The organism is Calditrichia bacterium, from assembly GCA_020634975.1.
In the GTDB taxonomy this organism is placed as follows: Bacteria; Calditrichota; Calditrichia; order RBG-13-44-9; family J075; genus JACKAQ01.
In genome coordinates, this window is record JACKAQ010000001.1 from 1,309,260 (window position 1) to 1,326,669 (window position 17,410).

24 protein-coding genes and 1 pseudogene are annotated in these 17,410 nt (G+C 44.5%); 4 read left to right on the forward strand and 21 right to left on the reverse strand.

The genetic code is table 11. The annotated features are described in order from the left end of the window. Positions 1-153: 153 nt before the first annotated feature. The 4 genes from H6629_05255 to H6629_05270 all read right to left on the reverse strand — a co-directional run bounded on the left by H6629_05255 (position 154) and on the right by H6629_05270 (position 2,394). A complete protein-coding gene (locus H6629_05255; GenBank protein MCB9067198.1) occupies positions 154-1,089 on the reverse strand; it encodes a patatin-like phospholipase family protein in 936 nt (311 codons plus the stop codon). Further along, complete coding sequence (locus H6629_05260) at positions 1,082-1,798, reverse strand: isoprenylcysteine carboxylmethyltransferase family protein (protein ID MCB9067199.1); 717 nt, start codon at positions 1,796-1,798, stop codon at positions 1,082-1,084. The genes H6629_05255 and H6629_05260 overlap by 8 nt, the downstream gene beginning before the upstream one ends. Positions 1,799-1,928: 130 nt before the next feature. Beyond that, positions 1,929-2,225 carry an isoamylase early set domain-containing protein gene (locus H6629_05265; GenBank protein MCB9067200.1) on the reverse strand — a complete coding sequence of 99 codons (297 nt, stop codon included), beginning with the start codon at positions 2,223-2,225 and terminating at the stop codon, positions 1,929-1,931. Between the two features lie 4 nt (positions 2,226-2,229). Beyond that, positions 2,230-2,394, reverse strand: a complete 165-nt coding sequence (locus H6629_05270) for a hypothetical protein (protein MCB9067201.1) — start codon at positions 2,392-2,394, stop codon at positions 2,230-2,232. Between the two features lie 53 nt (positions 2,395-2,447). Between H6629_05270 and H6629_05275 the strand changes: the two genes are divergently transcribed. Both H6629_05275 and H6629_05280 read left to right on the forward strand, forming a co-directional pair. Then, on the forward strand, positions 2,448-2,702 hold the full coding sequence (locus H6629_05275; GenBank protein MCB9067202.1) for an IS1 family transposase: 255 nt from the start codon (positions 2,448-2,450) through the stop codon (positions 2,700-2,702). Between the two features lie 13 nt (positions 2,703-2,715). Further along, positions 2,716-3,153: an IS1 family transposase gene (locus H6629_05280; GenBank protein MCB9067203.1), complete on the forward strand. Its 438-nt coding sequence runs from the start codon at positions 2,716-2,718 to the stop codon at positions 3,151-3,153. An 8-nt stretch (positions 3,154-3,161) separates the two neighbouring features. Here the strand turns inward: H6629_05280 and H6629_05285 are convergent, their stop codons facing one another. From H6629_05285 to H6629_05305, 5 genes and pseudogenes are all read right to left on the reverse strand, one after another. Next, a complete protein-coding gene (locus tag H6629_05285; protein MCB9067204.1) occupies positions 3,162-3,443 on the reverse strand; it encodes a hypothetical protein in 282 nt (93 codons plus the stop codon). A 23-nt stretch (positions 3,444-3,466) separates the two neighbouring features. Continuing rightward, on the reverse strand, positions 3,467-4,444 hold the full coding sequence (locus H6629_05290) for a hypothetical protein (protein ID MCB9067205.1): 978 nt from the start codon (positions 4,442-4,444) through the stop codon (positions 3,467-3,469). 170 nt (positions 4,445-4,614) lie between these two features. Further along, positions 4,615-5,139, reverse strand: coding sequence for a hypothetical protein (locus H6629_05295; GenBank protein ID MCB9067206.1), 525 nt, complete (start codon positions 5,137-5,139; stop codon positions 4,615-4,617). 132 nt (positions 5,140-5,271) lie between these two features. Then, positions 5,272-6,208, reverse strand: a pseudogene (locus tag H6629_05300) (IS5 family transposase). Positions 6,209-6,333: 125 nt separating this feature from the next. Next, positions 6,334-6,552 (reverse strand): SHOCT domain-containing protein, encoded by a 219-nt coding sequence (locus H6629_05305; protein ID MCB9067207.1) that lies wholly within the window; start codon positions 6,550-6,552, stop codon positions 6,334-6,336. Positions 6,553-7,218: 666 nt separating this feature from the next. On the opposite strand from H6629_05305, the gene H6629_05310 reads away from it, so the two are divergent. Next, positions 7,219-8,178: an IS4 family transposase gene (locus H6629_05310; protein MCB9067208.1), complete on the forward strand. Its 960-nt coding sequence runs from the start codon at positions 7,219-7,221 to the stop codon at positions 8,176-8,178. A 525-nt stretch (positions 8,179-8,703) separates the two neighbouring features. Here the strand turns inward: H6629_05310 and H6629_05315 are convergent. Continuing rightward, complete coding sequence (locus tag H6629_05315) at positions 8,704-8,997, reverse strand: rhodanese-like domain-containing protein (protein ID MCB9067209.1); 294 nt, start codon at positions 8,995-8,997, stop codon at positions 8,704-8,706. 93 nt (positions 8,998-9,090) lie between these two features. Here H6629_05315 and H6629_05320 point away from each other — a divergent pair, with 93 nt between their 5' ends. Then, a complete protein-coding gene (locus H6629_05320) occupies positions 9,091-9,237 on the forward strand; it encodes a hypothetical protein (protein MCB9067210.1) in 147 nt (48 codons plus the stop codon). A 39-nt stretch (positions 9,238-9,276) separates the two neighbouring features. On the opposite strand, the gene H6629_05325 is transcribed toward H6629_05320, so the two are convergent. The 11 genes from H6629_05325 to H6629_05375 form a co-directional block, all read right to left on the reverse strand. Further along, positions 9,277-9,576 carry a hypothetical protein gene (locus tag H6629_05325; protein MCB9067211.1) on the reverse strand — a complete coding sequence of 100 codons (300 nt, stop codon included), beginning with the start codon at positions 9,574-9,576 and terminating at the stop codon, positions 9,277-9,279. A 29-nt stretch (positions 9,577-9,605) separates the two neighbouring features. Beyond that, positions 9,606-9,971, reverse strand: a complete 366-nt coding sequence (locus H6629_05330) for a response regulator (protein MCB9067212.1) — start codon at positions 9,969-9,971, stop codon at positions 9,606-9,608. Between the two features lie 32 nt (positions 9,972-10,003). Beyond that, positions 10,004-11,347, reverse strand: coding sequence for a site-2 protease family protein (locus H6629_05335; GenBank protein ID MCB9067213.1), 1,344 nt, complete (start codon positions 11,345-11,347; stop codon positions 10,004-10,006). Positions 11,348-11,590: 243 nt separating this feature from the next. Next, complete coding sequence (locus H6629_05340) at positions 11,591-12,067, reverse strand: Rieske 2Fe-2S domain-containing protein (protein MCB9067214.1); 477 nt, start codon at positions 12,065-12,067, stop codon at positions 11,591-11,593. 15 nt (positions 12,068-12,082) lie between these two features. Next, positions 12,083-12,814 (reverse strand): hypothetical protein, encoded by a 732-nt coding sequence (locus tag H6629_05345; GenBank protein ID MCB9067215.1) that lies wholly within the window; start codon positions 12,812-12,814, stop codon positions 12,083-12,085. Position 12,815: 1 nt separating this feature from the next. Beyond that, positions 12,816-13,085 carry a hypothetical protein gene (locus tag H6629_05350; protein MCB9067216.1) on the reverse strand — a complete coding sequence of 90 codons (270 nt, stop codon included), beginning with the start codon at positions 13,083-13,085 and terminating at the stop codon, positions 12,816-12,818. Positions 13,086-13,363: 278 nt separating this feature from the next. Further along, on the reverse strand, positions 13,364-14,542 hold the full coding sequence (locus tag H6629_05355) for an NAD(P)/FAD-dependent oxidoreductase (protein MCB9067217.1): 1,179 nt from the start codon (positions 14,540-14,542) through the stop codon (positions 13,364-13,366). Further along, positions 14,542-15,213: an isoprenylcysteine carboxylmethyltransferase family protein gene (locus H6629_05360; GenBank protein ID MCB9067218.1), complete on the reverse strand. Its 672-nt coding sequence runs from the start codon at positions 15,211-15,213 to the stop codon at positions 14,542-14,544. Before H6629_05360 ends, H6629_05355 begins: the two co-directional genes overlap by 1 nt. A 231-nt stretch (positions 15,214-15,444) precedes the next feature. Further along, positions 15,445-16,029: an electron transport complex subunit RsxA gene (gene rsxA, locus H6629_05365; protein MCB9067219.1), complete on the reverse strand. Its 585-nt coding sequence runs from the start codon at positions 16,027-16,029 to the stop codon at positions 15,445-15,447. Positions 16,030-16,201: 172 nt separating this feature from the next. Further along, positions 16,202-16,840, reverse strand: coding sequence for an electron transport complex subunit E (locus H6629_05370; GenBank protein MCB9067220.1), 639 nt, complete (start codon positions 16,838-16,840; stop codon positions 16,202-16,204). Continuing rightward, positions 16,837-17,400 carry an FMN-binding protein gene (locus tag H6629_05375; GenBank protein ID MCB9067221.1) on the reverse strand — a complete coding sequence of 188 codons (564 nt, stop codon included), beginning with the start codon at positions 17,398-17,400 and terminating at the stop codon, positions 16,837-16,839. Before H6629_05375 ends, H6629_05370 begins: the two co-directional genes overlap by 4 nt. Positions 17,401-17,410: the final 10 nt, after the last annotated feature.

The window sequence follows — 17,410 nt, forward strand, 5'->3', positions numbered from 1 at the left end:
TAATTTATGGTAAAGAGAGGCGGCGTCTCCGGCTGGCTAGGTCGCTTGGCCCGATCGACCAGCCCGCCGCTGTAAGTTGGCATTTCTGCCGTAAGACCGATCTCCATGGAAAAATAGGCTACGGTTGGTTGGGTAGGCATGCGTACCTTGCTTCTAACTGTTCAACAATTTCCAGATGTCCGGCAAAGCCTGTTCGGCAGCCTGCACCCCGGCCTCGATGCATAGTTGTGACTTTGTTACATCAAAAGTTTGTACCGGCTGCCCAAAATCGGGACGGATGATCAAATCAGCCTTTTTCAAATAGTGCTGCTTGTGGTGACGCGAGCACAACTCTACCGAGCGTAAAAAGGCTTCCATACCATTGCGCACTTCCGGTTTGACTTCTTCCTGGTCAACATCCACGGCAATTACAATATTGGCGCCCATTTGATGAACAACATCCACCGGTACCACATCGACAATGGCGCCATCGACAAGCAGCCTGCCATCGAGGTGCACCGGCGGGAAAAACCCCGGCAGCGCGGAACTTGCCTGTAAGGCGATAGTTGCCGGGCCTTCTTTAAAAACGACCTCTTCACCGCTGATCAAGTCGGTGGCCACTGCCGCTATAGGAATCCGCGCATCCTGTAAATTTTTTTCCAAGGTAATTTTGTTCAACGCTTCGATAACCAGTTGTTCCGGGAAAACGCCCCAGCCGGAAATGGTGGTTAAAATGAACCGTTCCAGGTTTATAAATTGCCGAAAACGGTTCAAAAGGGAGGGTTCTTCAGGACCGGGAGATTTGAGTCTTTTCGGAACCACGGCGTTCAGCTCCAGCATCAAGCCGGTCAGGCTCTCTTTGCTGTAACCGGGATTGAGGGTATAAGCCGCCGCGATAATTGCCCCCATACTGCTGCCAGCAATGGCGTGAAGAGGAATATTCTCCTTTTCCAAAACCGATAGAATCCCGGCATGGGCCAGCCCCCGTACCCCACCGCCGCCCAGCGCCAGCCCTACGGTTGGCGCCAGACGCTTCTTCTCCCGGCGGGAAAAGATCTCTTTAAGCCTCTTCATCATTTTGGCCCATTCAAGGTTGTTATTTTTAGTCATTTTTCTTTTGGGTCATCGGATTTGGATCGATGTCACTCACTACTTGATCGCGGTCAGCGGAAGCGGCCCTCGACATCCTGACCAGAGTTCGCCACTGTCCCCAACGTGGAATGAACCTGGGTACACGATATTGGTAAACCCGGTAGTCTTCACCGAACTGCTCCAGCATTTTGCGCTCTTCACTTCGCGCGAGCATGGCATAGGTAAAAACAATGACCGGGAAAAGCACCAGGGAAAAGATCGTCGGCCAGTGAACAATACCTTCGCCGAAAATCCCAATGAAAAGCCCGGTATATTGAGGATGCCGTACCAGCCCGTAGAGCCCATCGGTAACGAGCCGGTTTTCCTGGCGGGCGCGGTAGAGCTGCCGCCATCCTGCAATGAATATCCCCAGGCCAATAAACAGGATGAGATAACCGAGGATCATCGAGATCATCATCCCCGTCTCGCCTAAGCCCAACAGTGTGGACCAGAGGCTGGCATTTAGATAGGTTTGGTCGAGGCCGAAGAAGCGAACCAGCAAGTAAATGGTGAGTGGGAAACCGTACATCTCGGCGTAGAGCGCAATAATAAAAGCCTGAACTACCCCGGCGCTAGCCCACTCTCGCCATGTCTTTGGCGCGAGGTAACGATATAGAAACCAGGACACGGCCACAATCACAATCAGAGCCATTCCCCATGCGCCTGAATGAGCAATTTGTTCGTTCATTTAATTCTCCAGTTTTTTTAATCAATACACTATTGTTTTATTTCGCCAGCACCTGAGCCAATTCCAACAAGCGTAAATTGGGCAATTTTTTGTTTGCAACAACTTCAGCAAGTGGATTTGTAAAGAAAAATCAAACCTTTACCACCGAATCCTCGCTGCCAAAAGGATTGGGCAGGTAATCGTCAGCAGCCGGGTCATTTTCCCAGCGTTCTCCGTCCAGCAGGTAGCGGAAACGGTAATCCTGTCCCGGCTTAAGCGAAATTGTCACACTGAAGCTGCCGTTCGTTCGGCATTTCAACGGATGGGCGCTTGTGTTCCAATCGTTGAAGTCGCCGCAGAGGGAAACCTTTTCAGCGTTCACTTCAGCAGGTAGTTCAAATGTTACACGACAGGATTGATTGTTTTTGGAATATTTTTTCTTAAACATTCTTTTACTCCTTTTCTTTATGTCGAATCAGCTCTTTGATATCCTTTATCGATTCTGTTACCCCGGAACGGAATTCAGTTTTCGGGAATTCCTTCAGCAGTTTTTCCAGGTAGAAAAGCGTTTTCTCATAATCCTTTCCGGTGTATAAAACATTTGCAGGTAGTGTCATATTTCGTTTGATTAATTTCTTTACTTATTGGATATTCACTCAAAAGGTGAATCATGATTACAGAAAATTTCAAATGCAGAAAATGTCAATCGATGAATGTGGTCAAAAACGGCTCAAATTCTGTCGGAAACCCTAAATTCAAATGTAAAGATTGTGGGTTTGTCGGCGTTATCAAAACATTACGAAAATCAGATGAGGTTAAGGAACAATTAATCAAGGCAGCGCAGGAACGCGTTTCTTCGCGGGGGCTTGGTCGAATGTTTGGTGTTTCCCACGAAACAGCATTGCGCTGGATAAAAAAAAGCTGAATCGCTTCCTGAAATTGCCCAAACCCTGCAGCCCTTCCGAAAGGGCGATGTACTTGAATTAGATGAGTTATGGTCATTTGTTTATCAAAAGTCTGACAAGAAATGGGTTTGGATCGCTTTATGCCGCAGAACCCGTCAAATTGTTGCTTATTATGTTGGCGACCGGGATGAAGCCAGTTGTAAAAAGTTCCGAAAACGGATACCGAAACGCTATCGGAATAGCATCATATACTCAGACTATTGGGAAGCTTATTATGCCGTATTTGCCAAAGACAACCATCATGCTGTCGGCAAAAACAGTGGTCAAACCAATCATGTTGAGCGATGGAACAATACACTGCGTCAAAGAATTCCTCGTTTCATCAGAAAGACATTATCTTTTTCCAAAAGCAATGATATGCACAAATTGTATCTGAAATTATTTATCTATAACTACAACATATCACTCTAAATATGACACTACCCATTTGCATAGATATTGCCCAGGTTCAACAAAGCTTCTTCCCGGGCTGCTGACTCCAGTTTGGTGTTCTCATAAATTCGCTGAAACAGGTCAATGGCCTTCTCGTAATCCCCTTCCCCGGCGAACTGTTTGGCATATTTCAGTTGATCCTTTCCGCTTTTGGTATAAAAATCCACATGATAATTTTTCTCGTTGGCCTCCGGGTATTGGTGGGTTTTGTACCTGGCACAGGAAGCTATTATGAGAAGCAGAATTATGATAGCCATTAGCTGTTTCATTAATTTTATCTTTCTTAGCATAATCACTTACCTCCAGAGGACAAGGTTCGAAGATGAATGTATCCTTTCCCGAATAAAGTTTTTTCTCCCAATTTTCCCGAAACCAGGCAGCGCGACAGCCAGTATGGGAAACCCAGCATGTTAATTTGCTGCCCGTTAAAACCAGGGTTCAGCTCAAAACTCAAATTCGGATTAGCAGCGTTAATTTTCCACTTCAGTGCAAATCGGGCACCCGGTGGGTTAACAGTAATAGTAGTATCCGCACGGGCAGTAAAATCTTTCAAGATCGTTATGTTATCAAGTTTGTCAGAAATTATCATCGTATTAATTGGGGGATAGTCTTCGCTGTGATACACCAGGATATCCGTGGTATCTTCTAAATGGAAAGCAAACAAGTCGCTGGCGGTGTTTTTGTCCGGCGAGTCTCCCCATTGATGTTGGTAAATACCGAAACCTTGCAGCGGATACGGTTTATTGTCGTAGTTCATTTTTCCTTCCACTTTTCCCCTCGGAATGGTATATACGCGGTTATATTTTTTATCGCCGACCGGCAGTTGGTTCAGGTCAACCGGGACTTTCTGTGGCTTCAACGAGAGTGTCAGTTTCAACTCTTTCAAGTCGAGTTCAATTTCATAAGGATTGTTTCCCGGTTCACGCCGAAGGATATTGCTTCCATATTTTTCCAGCAAACGGCCTTCGGTGTGAGTCGCCCGGTTGATGATTGGCAGTTGAATTTTCTTATAGTTAGTATACACCTTTTGCTGTTCGTCCGCTACCATCACATATACCCCGCTGGCCCTTAACCCGATGATCTTGCCAGTAAAGAAAAAAATAGCAACCCCAAATCTACTGCTGTCCGAAGCGGTCAGGTGGGAGAATATTAACCAATTTTCAAAATCAGCTTTTTTATGCCTGCCATCATCCATTGGAAATTGAAGTTCCTGGGCAATGGTATATCGAAATGACAAGATGAGTAGGATGCAAATGAAACCGGACTTCAAATCATTTCTCCAAGTTAGCTGTTTTAATTTTGATATACCATATCGCCGAGACTTCCTGATAGTTTGGCCGCCACAATAAGAGCTACTAAAAAAAACCGGGTAAAAAGGAGAAGCGAAACTCCTTATCATCCGAACCTGAACAGAAAAATGAAAGTGAAAAAGAAATTCAATTAATTCTGGTGATGTTCCTGATGATCGTCTTTCTTTTCTCCGGTCGATTTTCTTTCCATGGTCCGGTATTCCTGGTCGGCTTCCGCGTACTCCACAAAAGGATGTTTTTGACAGGCTTCGATCACTTCTTCAACGCTTTTTGTGGAAGTGATCCGGTAAACCTTCATATTCAACTCCAGAATTTCTTTGATCTTTTCCAACCCGCTTTCCATTTCCATATTTTTGATCTGTGCTTCTTCGGTTTCCGGTTTAAACTTAACGATGATCTTCGGAGCCGCTTTTTCAGTGGTTTGCATATCGTTTTTCATCATGCCGTTACCCATCATTCCTCCGCCCATCATTTTCTTCATCATGCCATGCATCTCGCGATCTTCCATCATCATCTTGCACATATCCATCATTTTGCTGCTATCACTCTTCACAGATGACATCATCTGCATCATCATCATTTTGCGCATATGATAATCGGAAGCGATGTGTTCCATCATCTGTTTAATCATGGTGGAATCTTTCATCATTTCCATCATTTGGGCGTGTTTATAATCTTTTTGTTTATACTGAGAAAAGACTGCGCTGGAGGACAATAACGCTCCGATCAATACGGCTTTGTTGCATAATTCAACTAAGTGTGATCTACCTTGCCGCCATCGCGCGGATCAGTCGTTCACCATATAACTTTTAGGCATTCCCAAATGCGTCATTTTGTTCAATACCGAGCAGCGAATAAAAGCCTCAGTTGCCTGATGCTCAAACAGCCGGTTGCTCAAGCTGTCTCCAAAGAGGGTTTTCAATCGGTATATGACATTTTCGGCAATGCTGCGACGGTGATAACCGCTGGTTTTCTTCCAGGCTGCCTTGCCCATTTTCCTTATCGCTCTGAGAATTTCATCCCTGGGCAACGTCGCTTTTGCAGTGTTTCCATGTTGTCTGATGCGACTCCCTTTTCGAGGTGGTATCGTTGCCTTTGCTCCCCGCTCCGCGATCGCCTCGTGGTTATCCCAACTATCGTAAGCACCGTCACCGCTTACCTGTGCAATCGGCTCTTCGATCGAATTCAACATCTCTGGCAGTTGTTCGCCATCGCCACCATCGGCTTCGGTAAAAATCGAAACCAATATTTCACTACTACCTTCGTCAATGGCCATGCAATTTTCTCCAGGTGCGTCTTTTGCTATAGCCATGTTGTCGTATTTTCCACTCTCCTCGCCAAAGATCTTCAGCCCGGTAGCATCAACCACTACGTGAAGCGATTGCCCACTATGAGTGCGTGGCAGTTGAACCTCCAGGCTCAGTTGGCGACGGCAAAGCGCATTGTAATCCGGGTTTTTCAAAGGCAGATTCATCAACGTAATCATGGAACCGACCAATCCCTGAGTCGCCCGCAGCGGCAACTTGAAAATGCCCGCAGGCTCAACGCCGTTTCAATGGCAATATCAGAATAAGTGCCCGGGCGACCACGTTTACCGGTCTTATCAATCGCATTCCATTTTTGATCGCTGCTTCATTAAACCAAATTGTCAAGCTGCCACGTTCGATCAAGGAACGGTTATAGGACGACCAGTTGGATACTCTATAGGATTTCTTTGCTGCCATGGGATATCACCTGTGTTAATATGATGGCCAAGAATATCCGTGTTTAATCTGAATTATGCAACAATGCCGATCAATACCACAGTGATCAATAATTGCTTCATGAGAAATCTCCTTTCATAATTGTTTTATTCATTAAGGTCATGTTTAAGTTTTTGGTATTCTTCCGGGGATATTGCACCTTTGGCATAGCGCCGTTTCAGGATTTCCAACGGAATATCATTATTTGGAATCGTTGTCTTTGGTGCAAACATCCATTTGGCCAGGGTAATGACGCCGAAAATAATCAATGCCCACCAAAGAAACATCATCCATCCACTTCCAAAAAAACCATCGATTCCATGCATCGTTTTTATCCTTTCTTTTTTTCTTAATTCAGTTACAATTGTAAACTAAATCAAGTCGTGTGCCATAAAACAGAAAGTGGCGATAACTTCAAATAAAACAATCGGTTGGTCGGTTGAATGCAAAAACGGAGGACAGAAAATCTATTCACTTTTTTAGAATATTCAACGATTAGGTGTAGAATATTCTTCAGCGGTTGACGGAGTTGTTCATCAAATCTGTTATTAACAGTTGGATAGATCTTTTTATAGCTGAATAGCTTACTACTTCATTTCGGTCTTCACAAAACTAACGGGCAAAATTCCTGAAAACCACTCCATTAAGCCCTCTTTTATAGCCACAGCATTACCCATCCACCAATCAAAAATGCAGACATGATGACCCAAAATAGCAAGCGTGGTAGCAGCGAAATTTCCCGGTAATACAGCGCATAAAGCGGGCCGGCATCAGTAATGTCCGGTTAGGAATTTGCATATGAGTTAAAATTTGTCGTGATTTATCTACCCTAAATTATTCGTATATATTTAACCACTGGTATTTCACGACATGCCCAAACATTTTATCCGAATTCACGGCGATTTGATACGCCATCGTTTGCTGAATTGTTAAAGCCGTTGCAAGCAATTTTAATGACGGTATCACCCTTTAAATCTCGCGGGAATAAACCATTGGAAGTTACTTTTGAGCATATGTTGAAATCTCTCATCTTTTTTCATCTGGAAGAACATACTTCCGGGCGGCATCTGCTTCAAATTTTGCAAGAAGACGCGTTTGCCCGAAGTGAGATTGCGCCGCCTGATGGAATGAAGAATAGCACTTTCTTCGAAATTCTTAATAACCGGGGATTGGAACAGTTCCTATCGGTTTATCAGGCGCTGCAGCAACAAGCCAGTCACATGATTCCCAAAGATTTTAAAGAACTGGGCGATCTGGTGGCCATTGACGGCTCTTTAATTGATGCGGTTTTATCTATGACCTGGGCTGACTATCGGGATGGTGCCAAAAAAGCCAAGGTGCATTTGGGGTTTGATGTCAATCGCGCTATCCCCAGCAAGATCTTTTTGACCAATGGCAAAGCCGATGAACGCCCCTTTGTGGACTCAATTCTTCAACCAGGACAAACAGCGGTTATGGATCGCTATTACCAGCATCATCAGAATTTTGATCGCTGGCAAACCGAGGGCAAACAGTTTGTCTGTCGCATTAAAGCCAATACGCGTAAAGTCATTATTAACAATAACCAACCCCAATCTGACAGCATTGTTTTCTTTGATGCAATGGTATTGCTGGGATCTGAATATCTAAACCAAACAGAACGACCGATTCGACTCATTGGCTACCGGGTCAAAGGCAAAATATATTGGATCGCCACCAATCGCTATGATCTGTCGGCAGAGCAAGTTGCTGAAATTTACCGCCTGAGATGGCGCATAGAAGATTTCTTTAAATGGTGGAAACAACATCTCAAAGTTTATCATCTCATCTCCAGAAGCTATCACGGTCTGATGATTCAGATCCTTGCCGGGTTGATTACCTATCTACTCCTTGCAATTTATTGTCATAACCAATATAATGAAAAAAGTCTCTATCAAACGTGTTCGCCAGCTACGTATTCAAATTCAAAATGAAATCAGAAATGCTAACTTCCTTGGTGGAAGAAGCCCGACATCTGAGTCTATACATGAATCAAAACCATATGCAAAAACTTAACCGGACATCACTCAGGTGGCATGATATATTGTGTAGATCTCGGAAATAATTTCCCAGAAAGCAAGAATGCTGACAAGAACGATTATCCAGGCAATAAAAGTGGGTTGAATTCTAAACAGGAGCATAATCATGATTGGTGTGTAGAGAGGAGGACTACCGGTAGCGTTTGCCAATGAGCAAATTCATGAATCACACTTAACCGTTTTTTTTTTTCAGAAGGCGGTAATTGCAATCTCAGCAGCCCATTGACCAGTGGTGGGTGAGGGATTGCAAATGAGCCGATACCGGTCTTATGCCAAAAGCTATTTCCAACTTCGATCACGACTTTCAGACCAAACCAGGTGCGAATTCGGAAAGACTCAAGAGGTTGGTTGTGATGTTTCATGAGAAACCAAGTCGTTTTGTAAGTTATCGTGACAACTTTTCACAAATTTTCGGAGAGGTTACCAAACCGCTTCATACCCCTGGGGCAGCAAATTCCATTTCTTGCCGTATATATGAACCTTTTTGGTTTCCCCATCCAATCCGGCGAAGAGTTGCCCGGCATGAGCCCAGGCCAGCACGCCGCCAATCAAATTAAAAGCCTGGAAATTCCTTTTCAGGAGTTTTCGTGTGTATATGCCGCTACGATAGCCAATGGTGCAGTAGAGCACAATCATATCGTTTTTATATCGAACCGAATTTTCTCTCGATTCCTCTTTAGTGATCGCCCTGAATAATCGAAACTTGTTGTTCACGGAACTCCCGAACATCAAGCAGAATTATCTTTTCTTGTTTTTTCAACGCCAGGTATTCCTCAACAGAAACATCCGGAATGCTGGGGAACGTTTTTGACTTATATCTTTGATACATTTCCAGCATTTGCTGCTGTCTGGCTGATTATCAATGGGGCTTTGGGCAGCCAGAGGGCGAATCAAAAGCAAGCAGCCCACCAAGAGGAAGGTGTGAATTTTACTGCTATGGCACAAAAGGGTTAGCATTAAAGTTTCTCTATTTTTACTATATATGTTGTGAGTTTACTTTGATGCACTGTTAACGACTCCTTTCAAAATGGAACGGAACACCCACCCAAACACGAGGCCAAAAATTCCCGCATCCAGCATAGCAAAGAGAATTCCGCTCACTACAGGCATCGATTCATTGTGTACACCCAGAAGCGTGGCAAGAAAAAATGGAAACTGTTGATCAAACATGGTTGGCATCCTGTGGAGTTTCATAAAAGATACATAAATAATAGCCCAGAATATTGCAAAAGAGGATGCGACAATCACAGGGAGTATTTTTACAAAAATATTGCTTTTATACAGTGTCTTCATTTTATCAGCGACTTTGTTTTTGGAAAACATTATGCCTTTATTCTAATTTTGAGGATTCTTTTGACGGTGTTTTTTAGTTCCTCAAGATTCGATGATTTAATGATATATGCCTCAGCGGCACAACTAAGATCAGTATGCTTATAACGGGTATAAGCGGTATGAATTATCACCGGTATCGTGGGATTGACACTCAGCAGGTTACGCAATGCAATGAGTCCATCTTGATGGGGCAATTGCAAATCCAGTATCACCAGGTCAGGTTGATTCCGATGGAATTCATCTATGGCTTCCACACCGTCTCTGGCTATAATAGTAGTAAAACCCATCTCAGAAATCTCCATTTCAAATAGCATCCGCTGAGCGGGGTCATCTTCAACAACCAGTATTTTAAACATGGGAGAACACCTTTTTTATGTAATATGAGTAGCTATACATAAGGGCAATGGATGCCCATCGTTTGATAAAGCGCGTGCGGCACTGGAATGAGAATCAAAATCAACAAGACAAACGCCACAGCACCCAATGCCACTCGGCTTCTATCCAGTGGACTAACGTCGTTGAGGGGTGGTGCGCTTTTTGTACCGGCAATAAAAAAGACGATAATGGCCCATACCAGAAAGCCACTCCAGACAAACAATCCGAGTAAAAATAATGAGAATAAAGCCACTTGCCCAATGGCATCGCCTTTCTTTCTGCCAAATAAGGCATGGGCGATGTGTCCGCCATCGAGTTGTCCGATGGGTAGCAGATTCAACGCTGTGACCAACAACCCCAGCCAGCCTGAAAACGCCAGGGGATGTAGCACCAGCCGGTGCCCTTCTGTAACTGCTTCACCCAGCGCCATTTTGGTGATTACAGCCAGCAACATAGACGAACCAATATCCGCTCCGCCATGGAGCAAATCCGTTTCGGCAGCGCCGGAAACCACGGTGGAATATTGTAACCCGATGAGCAACGCCGGTATCGCAAAAATTAATCCGATAATAGGGCCGGAAATACCTACATCAAAAAGGGCTCGGCGATTTTCAGTGGGTGATTTCATCTGAATGAACGCGCCGAACGTTCCCAGGGCAAATGGAATGGGTATAAAATAAGGCAGTGTCACTTTCATACCGTGCGCCCGTGCAGTAAAATAGTGCCCCAGTTCATGCGCGCCGAGAATGAGCATTAACGCCAGAGAATACGGTAGCCCAGCAACAAAATTTTGCGGATCCTTCAGCAAATCTATGCCTTGGTGTGCGGCACCAGCCCAAGTTGTAGTGATTAAAGTGAGGATAAATAACACAAAATTGAGCCACGGGAAGCGTTTGGATTCATCTGAGGTTAGCACACCCTGTGTAGTGAACGTCAGCAGAACCCTGCCGGCGTCATCTTCCTGAAGCACCGGAGTCAAGTTTTGGGGTGCGAACCGGTCCTTGAGTTTTTGATAGGCACCTTCCGAGGCTTCCAGCAATCGCCCTTCCACAACCAATTGTCCATGCACCCGATAGTGGGTCAGGGGCTTAAAAATATCGGTAATGTCCTGAACGATGGATGAATCGATTTTGCGATCCGGTTTAACGATTTGTTCCTCTGATGCCTCTGTTTCGTCTGTTAGAGGGGCATAATCCATAAAATATAACATCACCAGGCAACATATAAAGATTGCCAACCAGAAGAAAACGAGATTAACAGCCGTGCCGTTGGAGACCAGAATAAAAATGAGAAACAACGGCAGCAAACAGCTCAATACCATAATCAAAATATGATGGAACTCTCTGGATGGTTTCATTTTGATATTCTCCTATGTTGTTGCTTGATCATCAAAAAACTTAAAACTGACCCACAGCTTTGTCTTTACTAAGCCCTTGTTTTTCATGAAGCTCCTTCAGTTTGCAGTGGGTATAACAACTGCTGCAACTACCTAAACGATTGCGATTGGTTAAGAACAGGATAAACATAAATATAGCAACGAAAATAATGGTAAATACAGATTCTATCATGGCGGTAGCCTCGCTTTCAGCAATCATGTTTTTCAGACTGAGGATGGTTCCTTCGAAATAAAAATTTTCCCAGCAGAGACATAAACTTTAAATGTTGCTAATGGGCGTGGTGGCGGACCGGCAATATTAATACCATTGAGATCATAATGTCCATTATGACAAGCGCACCAAATATGTTTAAAATCACTGCGATATTTAACAATACAATCCAGATGGGTGCAAATAGAGCTGAATGCTCTCAGCTCACCAGTATCGATTCTGATCAGAATAACCGGTTGTCTGCCAAATTTTATGATTTTGAAACTATCGGGATTCAGTTCATCTAATTTCCCGGCAATAATTGAATTAGGCGTTGCTTCTCCACTATCCCGTGGGGGGATTAAAAATTTACCAATAGGGTAAATCAAGGCGGTGATAAACCCAAATAAACTACTGCCGAGTATGACATTCAAAAATGACCGGCGTGATTTTTTTCCGGTTAGCTCCGGTTTTTGTCGTTCGTGGTCCATTGATCCCCCAAATCTTTATTGGCCGGTATTTGCTTTTGAATGATGAAGTGGTTGTGATTTTATTTTCTGCCAGGTCAGGTGCTCGTAATAGCTGGACCAAAGCATTCCAAAAGTAAACGCAAACAGCAGTTCCTCTATAGGAATCCCGATCATTTCGATACCTGATATTGCAGATAAGGTCCACACTTTTTCCACATACCCTGGAGCAATTAATGCCAACGAAAGAAAATACACCGCATAAAAGACCAGAAATAGTACACCACTTACCCAGATTTTGGCTTTGAGATCCGGGCGGCACCACAAAGCAGCTAAACCGGCCAAAAACATGGAAAGCGTTGCATCGTAGATGACGTTCCAACTCGTTAAAAAATATAAGAGTGGAAAAATGAGAACTGGCGCCATTAAAGTCCAAATATGAAAGCGGTGTCGTGGGTGGTGAACCTCTTCCGCGCCCATTTTTTCGTGATCAATTTTAAATATGAGATCGTATAAAACCACTCCCAGTCCGCCAATGCCAAAACAAAAAATAAGGCTTTCAATGTCAAAGCCGGTTCGATGCGCCAAGTCGAACAGAGACGGGGGGTGCCAATATTCCGGCACAAACAGCGGTTCGGTTAGCCCAAAGGGCATTGTCAACAAGCTGGCCCCCAACATTCGTTTGCGCGCTTTCCGGTATGTTGTGAATACTATTAACCAGATTACCACTAATCCGAGTGACCACGTAAACCAAATGTAGTTGTCAGCCATCTTATTTCATCTCCGGGTAAGTGCCTTTTTGGAAGTAGTTGTAAATGGGGACGAACACGGCTGCGATATACAGTCCGTAAACGATAATACCCAGCGCGCCGATAAAAAAACTGCCCCAGCTAATCCAGTTGAATCCCGGCAGGAGGATTTCCCAGAATTTATACATCGCCCATTGCGGAAAAATCAGATCGAAGCCGATGCACAGGATGTAAGTAATCAGCCCAAAGCCAGTTAACGCCAGGGCAACCGGTTTAAAACGAAATGTGTTCATGACATTATCTCCTTTTTGCGGTGCAAATTTTTGAATAAAAAAATTGTAGAGCGGGGTGGCTATATAAGCGACATAAAAACTCCCCAGAATGATTTCCAACCATCCCACCACAAAGCTACCGGGTGTCAGCCACTGAAAACCGGGTAGTAGCCACTCCCATCCTTGTTTCATCGTAAGACCACCTTCCGGCACTATCAGATGAAATACTACACAGACCAGGTATAAAACCGAAAAAATAAACGTGAGCGCCAGGGCAACGGGATAGGGTTGAATTCGGTTCATGATTGCACCTCATAATTTTTATGAATCAAACAATTTAATTGGTCTTGATGAACATCCTTGCCGTGCCGGCACCAGACGCAGTTGCAATCCTGGTGCATGCATTGTTTATCTAACAAACGGGTTCTATACCACCGTCTGGCGACCTGGAATAGTAGCAATTTTACCCAGGTCGGCTGGAAGTGTGTTCGCAAAGCGGCCAGCACATCGGCTTCTTTTTGGGCGTGGTTCAATAAGCGATTGTAACCCCAATTTCCCAAATGAGCAAACAACCAGCGATTTGCCAGTGAAGTTTCCAAATGTGGCTTGATGTGCTGTTTGCAGAGATTGTCATAAAACAGTCCCGTTTTGATACTCACGGCCGCCAGGTAGCCGGAAAGCATAGCATATCGCAATCCAAATCCCCATAGCGCGTCCTGAAAACCGGCGTTTTCACCCACATAGAGAATCCGACCGTGTTTAACAGCGGAAGGCTTGAGAAAAAAATTGACATACCCTCCAAATTCCTGCGGCTCCTTAATATCGAGATTGACCGTTTTCTGTAAAATTTGTAAAGCCTGAGCGAAATAGGGGCGCTCATTATGAAAATTTTCAAAAAGACAGGTTGCAAATGTTGCTTTATGGTTATTTACCAATAGATAGGCATAGGCTTTGGGAGCTATGCGATTATCCAGAAAACCGACACACATATCGGGGTGGGAGGTCTGAAAGACGATGCCTTTGGCGATAGCATCCGCCGCTTTCGGCCCGGTTCCCACAATGACCCAGCCTGAGGGTAGGGTCTGTAGTTTATCATTCCACTTAAATTTGACGCCCTCGGCTAACGCCTGGCGTTTAAGCCCCTGGTCGAGCGACCATTCCATGACTCCTCTTTCGATTAAGTAAAAAAGAGGACGTTCCGTTTTGAACCTCACCTTATGTAAATTCGGACCATAAAAATCTAAGTTGCGGCAAGCTTCGCAACGGAAATTGACAAACACACCGATAGTGTTTAAAAAATCGAGGGCGTCTTCTTCGGATGACCAGTTTTCGATGCCCTGAAAATCACCGTTGAACCGCCACCCGACATCTTCTTTCTGCTCATGTACGATGACTTCATAGTTATCACGTGCCAGGTTAATGGCGGCTACCAAACCGGCCGGCCCTGCACCGATGATGTGTACACGACGATCATTCATCATTGCACTTCCTTTGCCGGGTTTTTAGATAGTAAATCGGATTTGTCGTGCCTGTTAACCCGGGGGATAAAAGCGGGAACGCTTTCCCGGTATTGCTGATAGGTCTCGCCAAACTGCGTTTCCACAGCTCTTTCTTCCCGCATGGCCAGCCGATAGTATGCATACATGAGAACTGGCCACATGATCAGAGTAATCAGCGTCGGCCACTGGATGAGCATGCCAATCGTGATGAGAAAGAGGCCGGAGTATTGGGGATGGCGCATATAAGCATAAATGCCATCCGTGACCAATTCGCCCTTTGCCTCATGGATTTTTCTCCAGCCTTTTCCCATCATAATCAACCCAATTAACATAACGAATCCACCTATTTGGCAAATGATCAATTTGATCCATTCCGGTGCACCGAACAGCGAACCTAACAGGTGGCCGTTGACGTGCTGAAAGGGATCTACTATGCCCAATTTGTCACCGAAAAGGGAAATGAGAAAATAGATGGTCAACGGAAATCCATACATCTCGGTAAAGAGAGCGATAATAAAGGCGGCGAATACCCCGAGGGTTCGCCATTCGTATTTCTTTTTAGGTCGAAGAAATCCCAGCACAAACGCTCCGAAAAGGATCACGTTGAAAATGACCATTGACCAGATGCCGTAGTCATATGATTCGTGCATGATAATCTCCTTTTAAATCTCAGTCGGTAAAAGACTTCTTTCCTCTGCTATAGAAAGGTCAAGTTTTATGCCAGAAAAATCACACCACTCTAAGTATCTGTAAAACATGCAATTATGTTTTTTTATATACAGGCTGAACTATGGAATTGCGAAAATATTAAGAATATTCAACAATACAGGTGTAGAATATTCTTAAATTACAACGGGAAGTATATGAGGTTTTTAGCTTTCTTACTGAGCAATCATTCCACCGAACCCCATAAACGCTAGCGCCAAAATGCCAGCAATAATCAGGGTAATGGGGCCGCCTTTGAACGGTTCCGGTACATCAGCAAACTCCAGTTCTTCTCGAAGACCAGCCATAATGACCAAGGCTAAGGTAAAACCGATCCCGGCGCCCAATCCAAATACAACCGCCTCTATAAAACTGTATTCTCTCAATACCATAAACAGGGCAAGACCCAGAATGGCACAATTTGTGGTAATTAAAGGAAGAAATATCCCCAGAGAGCGGTAAAGGGATTTCACAAATTTATGCAAGAACATTTCCACAATTTGCACCTGGGCAGCAATTACCATTACAAAGGAAACATATTCCAGGTATTCCACACCGTAAGGATGTAAAACTTTGTGATAAACGATCCAGGTGACTGCGGCGGTAACGGTCATCACAAAGGTGGTGGCTAATCCCATCCCCACCGCTGAATTCAATCGATTGGAAACGCCAAGGAAGGGGCAGATTCCCAAAAAATAAGAAAGTACAAAGTTGTTTGTCAGAACTGCTCCGATCAAAATCAAGATCAGTTTTGCTTCCATCTTAAGGCTCCCTTTGATATTTTTCAGACAAGTTTTCCAACATCCTGAGCAATAGGTTTTTCTGCAGGATAGTGTATCTAAAATTTCGATACTCTATCCCCTTACTCCTGCACATAAAATTTTGTTAATCCATCTCCACTCTTATCCCAATTATCCATCAAAAAAAACGCATTCACTTGCAGTGTGCTTCTGCACGGGTTTGAGAAATATAATTGGCCAGAGCAATTAAAAAGCCGAGCGTAATAAAAGCACCAGCGGGCAAAACCATAATCACCCAGGGTTCAAACCAGGAACCCAGTAATTGATATTCAAATATCGAACCAGAGCCCAGAAACTCCCGAATACTCCCCAGTACTACCAGTACCCAGGTGAATCCCAAACCAGCGCCCAGTGTATCCAACAATGACAGCCCTACCGGATTTTTGGAGGTAAACGCTTCTTGCCGGCCCAGGATTAAACAATTCACCACGATCAACGGGACGTAAGGGCCGAGATTTTTACTGATTTCGGGGAATTGCGCTGCCAGTAAAAGATCGGCGATCGTCACAAAAGTGGCAATGATGAGCGTAAAGCTCACAATCCGGGTTTCGCGTGAGAACGCTCTTCGAAAAGTTGAGATTACTATACCAGATGCGACCACTGTAAAAGCCGTCGCTAACCCCATGGAAAGTCCATTGATGGCAGAATTGGTAACCGCCAGAGTGGGGCACATGCCCAAAAGCTGTCGCAACACCGGGTTTTCCCTCCAAAGGCCTCGATAAAAAACGGTGAATTTTCCGGAAACTTTTGGTTTGATACTATGCTCGATCATGGCGTTGCCTGTCTGATTTTTGATTTTACTTCTTTTATGGTGTTGTTAATGATGTTCACCACAGCGCGTGTTGAAATGGTTGCGCCGGTAATAGCCTGAATTTGGTTCGGCTTTTCCGGCAGTTTGTTCAGAATGTATTCTATTGGGATCTCTGCCGGTAAATTTGCGAATTGGCTGCGGAATTCTTTGGAGGCAATTTCCGCTCCCAGCCCCGGGGTTTCCACGTTTTCCAGGATGGCAATTGTGGTTAACCTTTGCCAGTCCCGTGAGACCCCGATGATTATCTGGATGATACCCTGGTAGCCACCGCCTTTTCCAACAAAAGCGTACCCAGCAATCTCATTATTTTCGTTCAAGCCCCGGTAAATGTTGTTTTTTTCGTCAAGGGTTTCATAGCGATTTGCGCCCGGCAAAACGGTCAGAATGGCCTGGCGGAGCGCTGCTTCACGATTTTTTTCGATAATGGGGTAGGCGTACTGAGCCATGTAAGTAATCGATATTGCAGAAATCACCCCGATCGTTATCAAAAACAAACTTGTTTTGACCTGATCTTTCATCATGTTGCCCGTT

Excerpts from the sequence above, each read along its gene's own strand:
- H6629_05255 (MCB9067198.1), bottom strand. The coding sequence starts at position 1,089 with ATGACTAAAAATAACAACCTTGAATGGGCCAAAATGATGAAGAGGCTT.
- H6629_05260 (MCB9067199.1), bottom strand. The coding sequence starts at position 1,798 with ATGAACGAACAAATTGCTCATTCAGGCGCATGGGGAATGGCTCTGATT.
- H6629_05265 (MCB9067200.1), bottom strand. The coding sequence starts at position 2,225 with ATGTTTAAGAAAAAATATTCCAAAAACAATCAATCCTGTCGTGTAACA.
- H6629_05270 (MCB9067201.1), bottom strand. The coding sequence starts at position 2,394 with ATGACACTACCTGCAAATGTTTTATACACCGGAAAGGATTATGAGAAA.
- H6629_05275 (MCB9067202.1), top strand. The coding sequence starts at position 2,448 with ATGATTACAGAAAATTTCAAATGCAGAAAATGTCAATCGATGAATGTG.
- H6629_05285 (MCB9067204.1), bottom strand. The coding sequence starts at position 3,443 with ATGAAACAGCTAATGGCTATCATAATTCTGCTTCTCATAATAGCTTCC.
- H6629_05295 (MCB9067206.1), bottom strand. The coding sequence starts at position 5,139 with ATGGAAATGATGAAAGATTCCACCATGATTAAACAGATGATGGAACAC.
- H6629_05305 (MCB9067207.1), bottom strand. The coding sequence starts at position 6,552 with ATGCATGGAATCGATGGTTTTTTTGGAAGTGGATGGATGATGTTTCTT.
- H6629_05325 (MCB9067211.1), bottom strand. The coding sequence starts at position 9,576 with ATGAAGACACTGTATAAAAGCAATATTTTTGTAAAAATACTCCCTGTG.
- H6629_05330 (MCB9067212.1), bottom strand. The coding sequence starts at position 9,971 with ATGTTTAAAATACTGGTTGTTGAAGATGACCCCGCTCAGCGGATGCTA.
- H6629_05335 (MCB9067213.1), bottom strand. The coding sequence starts at position 11,347 with ATGAAACCATCCAGAGAGTTCCATCATATTTTGATTATGGTATTGAGC.
- H6629_05340 (MCB9067214.1), bottom strand. The coding sequence starts at position 12,067 with ATGGACCACGAACGACAAAAACCGGAGCTAACCGGAAAAAAATCACGC.
- H6629_05345 (MCB9067215.1), bottom strand. The coding sequence starts at position 12,814 with ATGGCTGACAACTACATTTGGTTTACGTGGTCACTCGGATTAGTGGTA.
- H6629_05350 (MCB9067216.1), bottom strand. The coding sequence starts at position 13,085 with ATGAACACATTTCGTTTTAAACCGGTTGCCCTGGCGTTAACTGGCTTT.
- H6629_05355 (MCB9067217.1), bottom strand. The coding sequence starts at position 14,542 with ATGAATGATCGTCGTGTACACATCATCGGTGCAGGGCCGGCCGGTTTG.
- H6629_05360 (MCB9067218.1), bottom strand. The coding sequence starts at position 15,213 with ATGCACGAATCATATGACTACGGCATCTGGTCAATGGTCATTTTCAAC.
- rsxA (MCB9067219.1), bottom strand. The coding sequence starts at position 16,029 with ATGGAAGCAAAACTGATCTTGATTTTGATCGGAGCAGTTCTGACAAAC.
- H6629_05370 (MCB9067220.1), bottom strand. The coding sequence starts at position 16,840 with ATGATCGAGCATAGTATCAAACCAAAAGTTTCCGGAAAATTCACCGTT.
- H6629_05375 (MCB9067221.1), bottom strand. The coding sequence starts at position 17,400 with ATGATGAAAGATCAGGTCAAAACAAGTTTGTTTTTGATAACGATCGGG.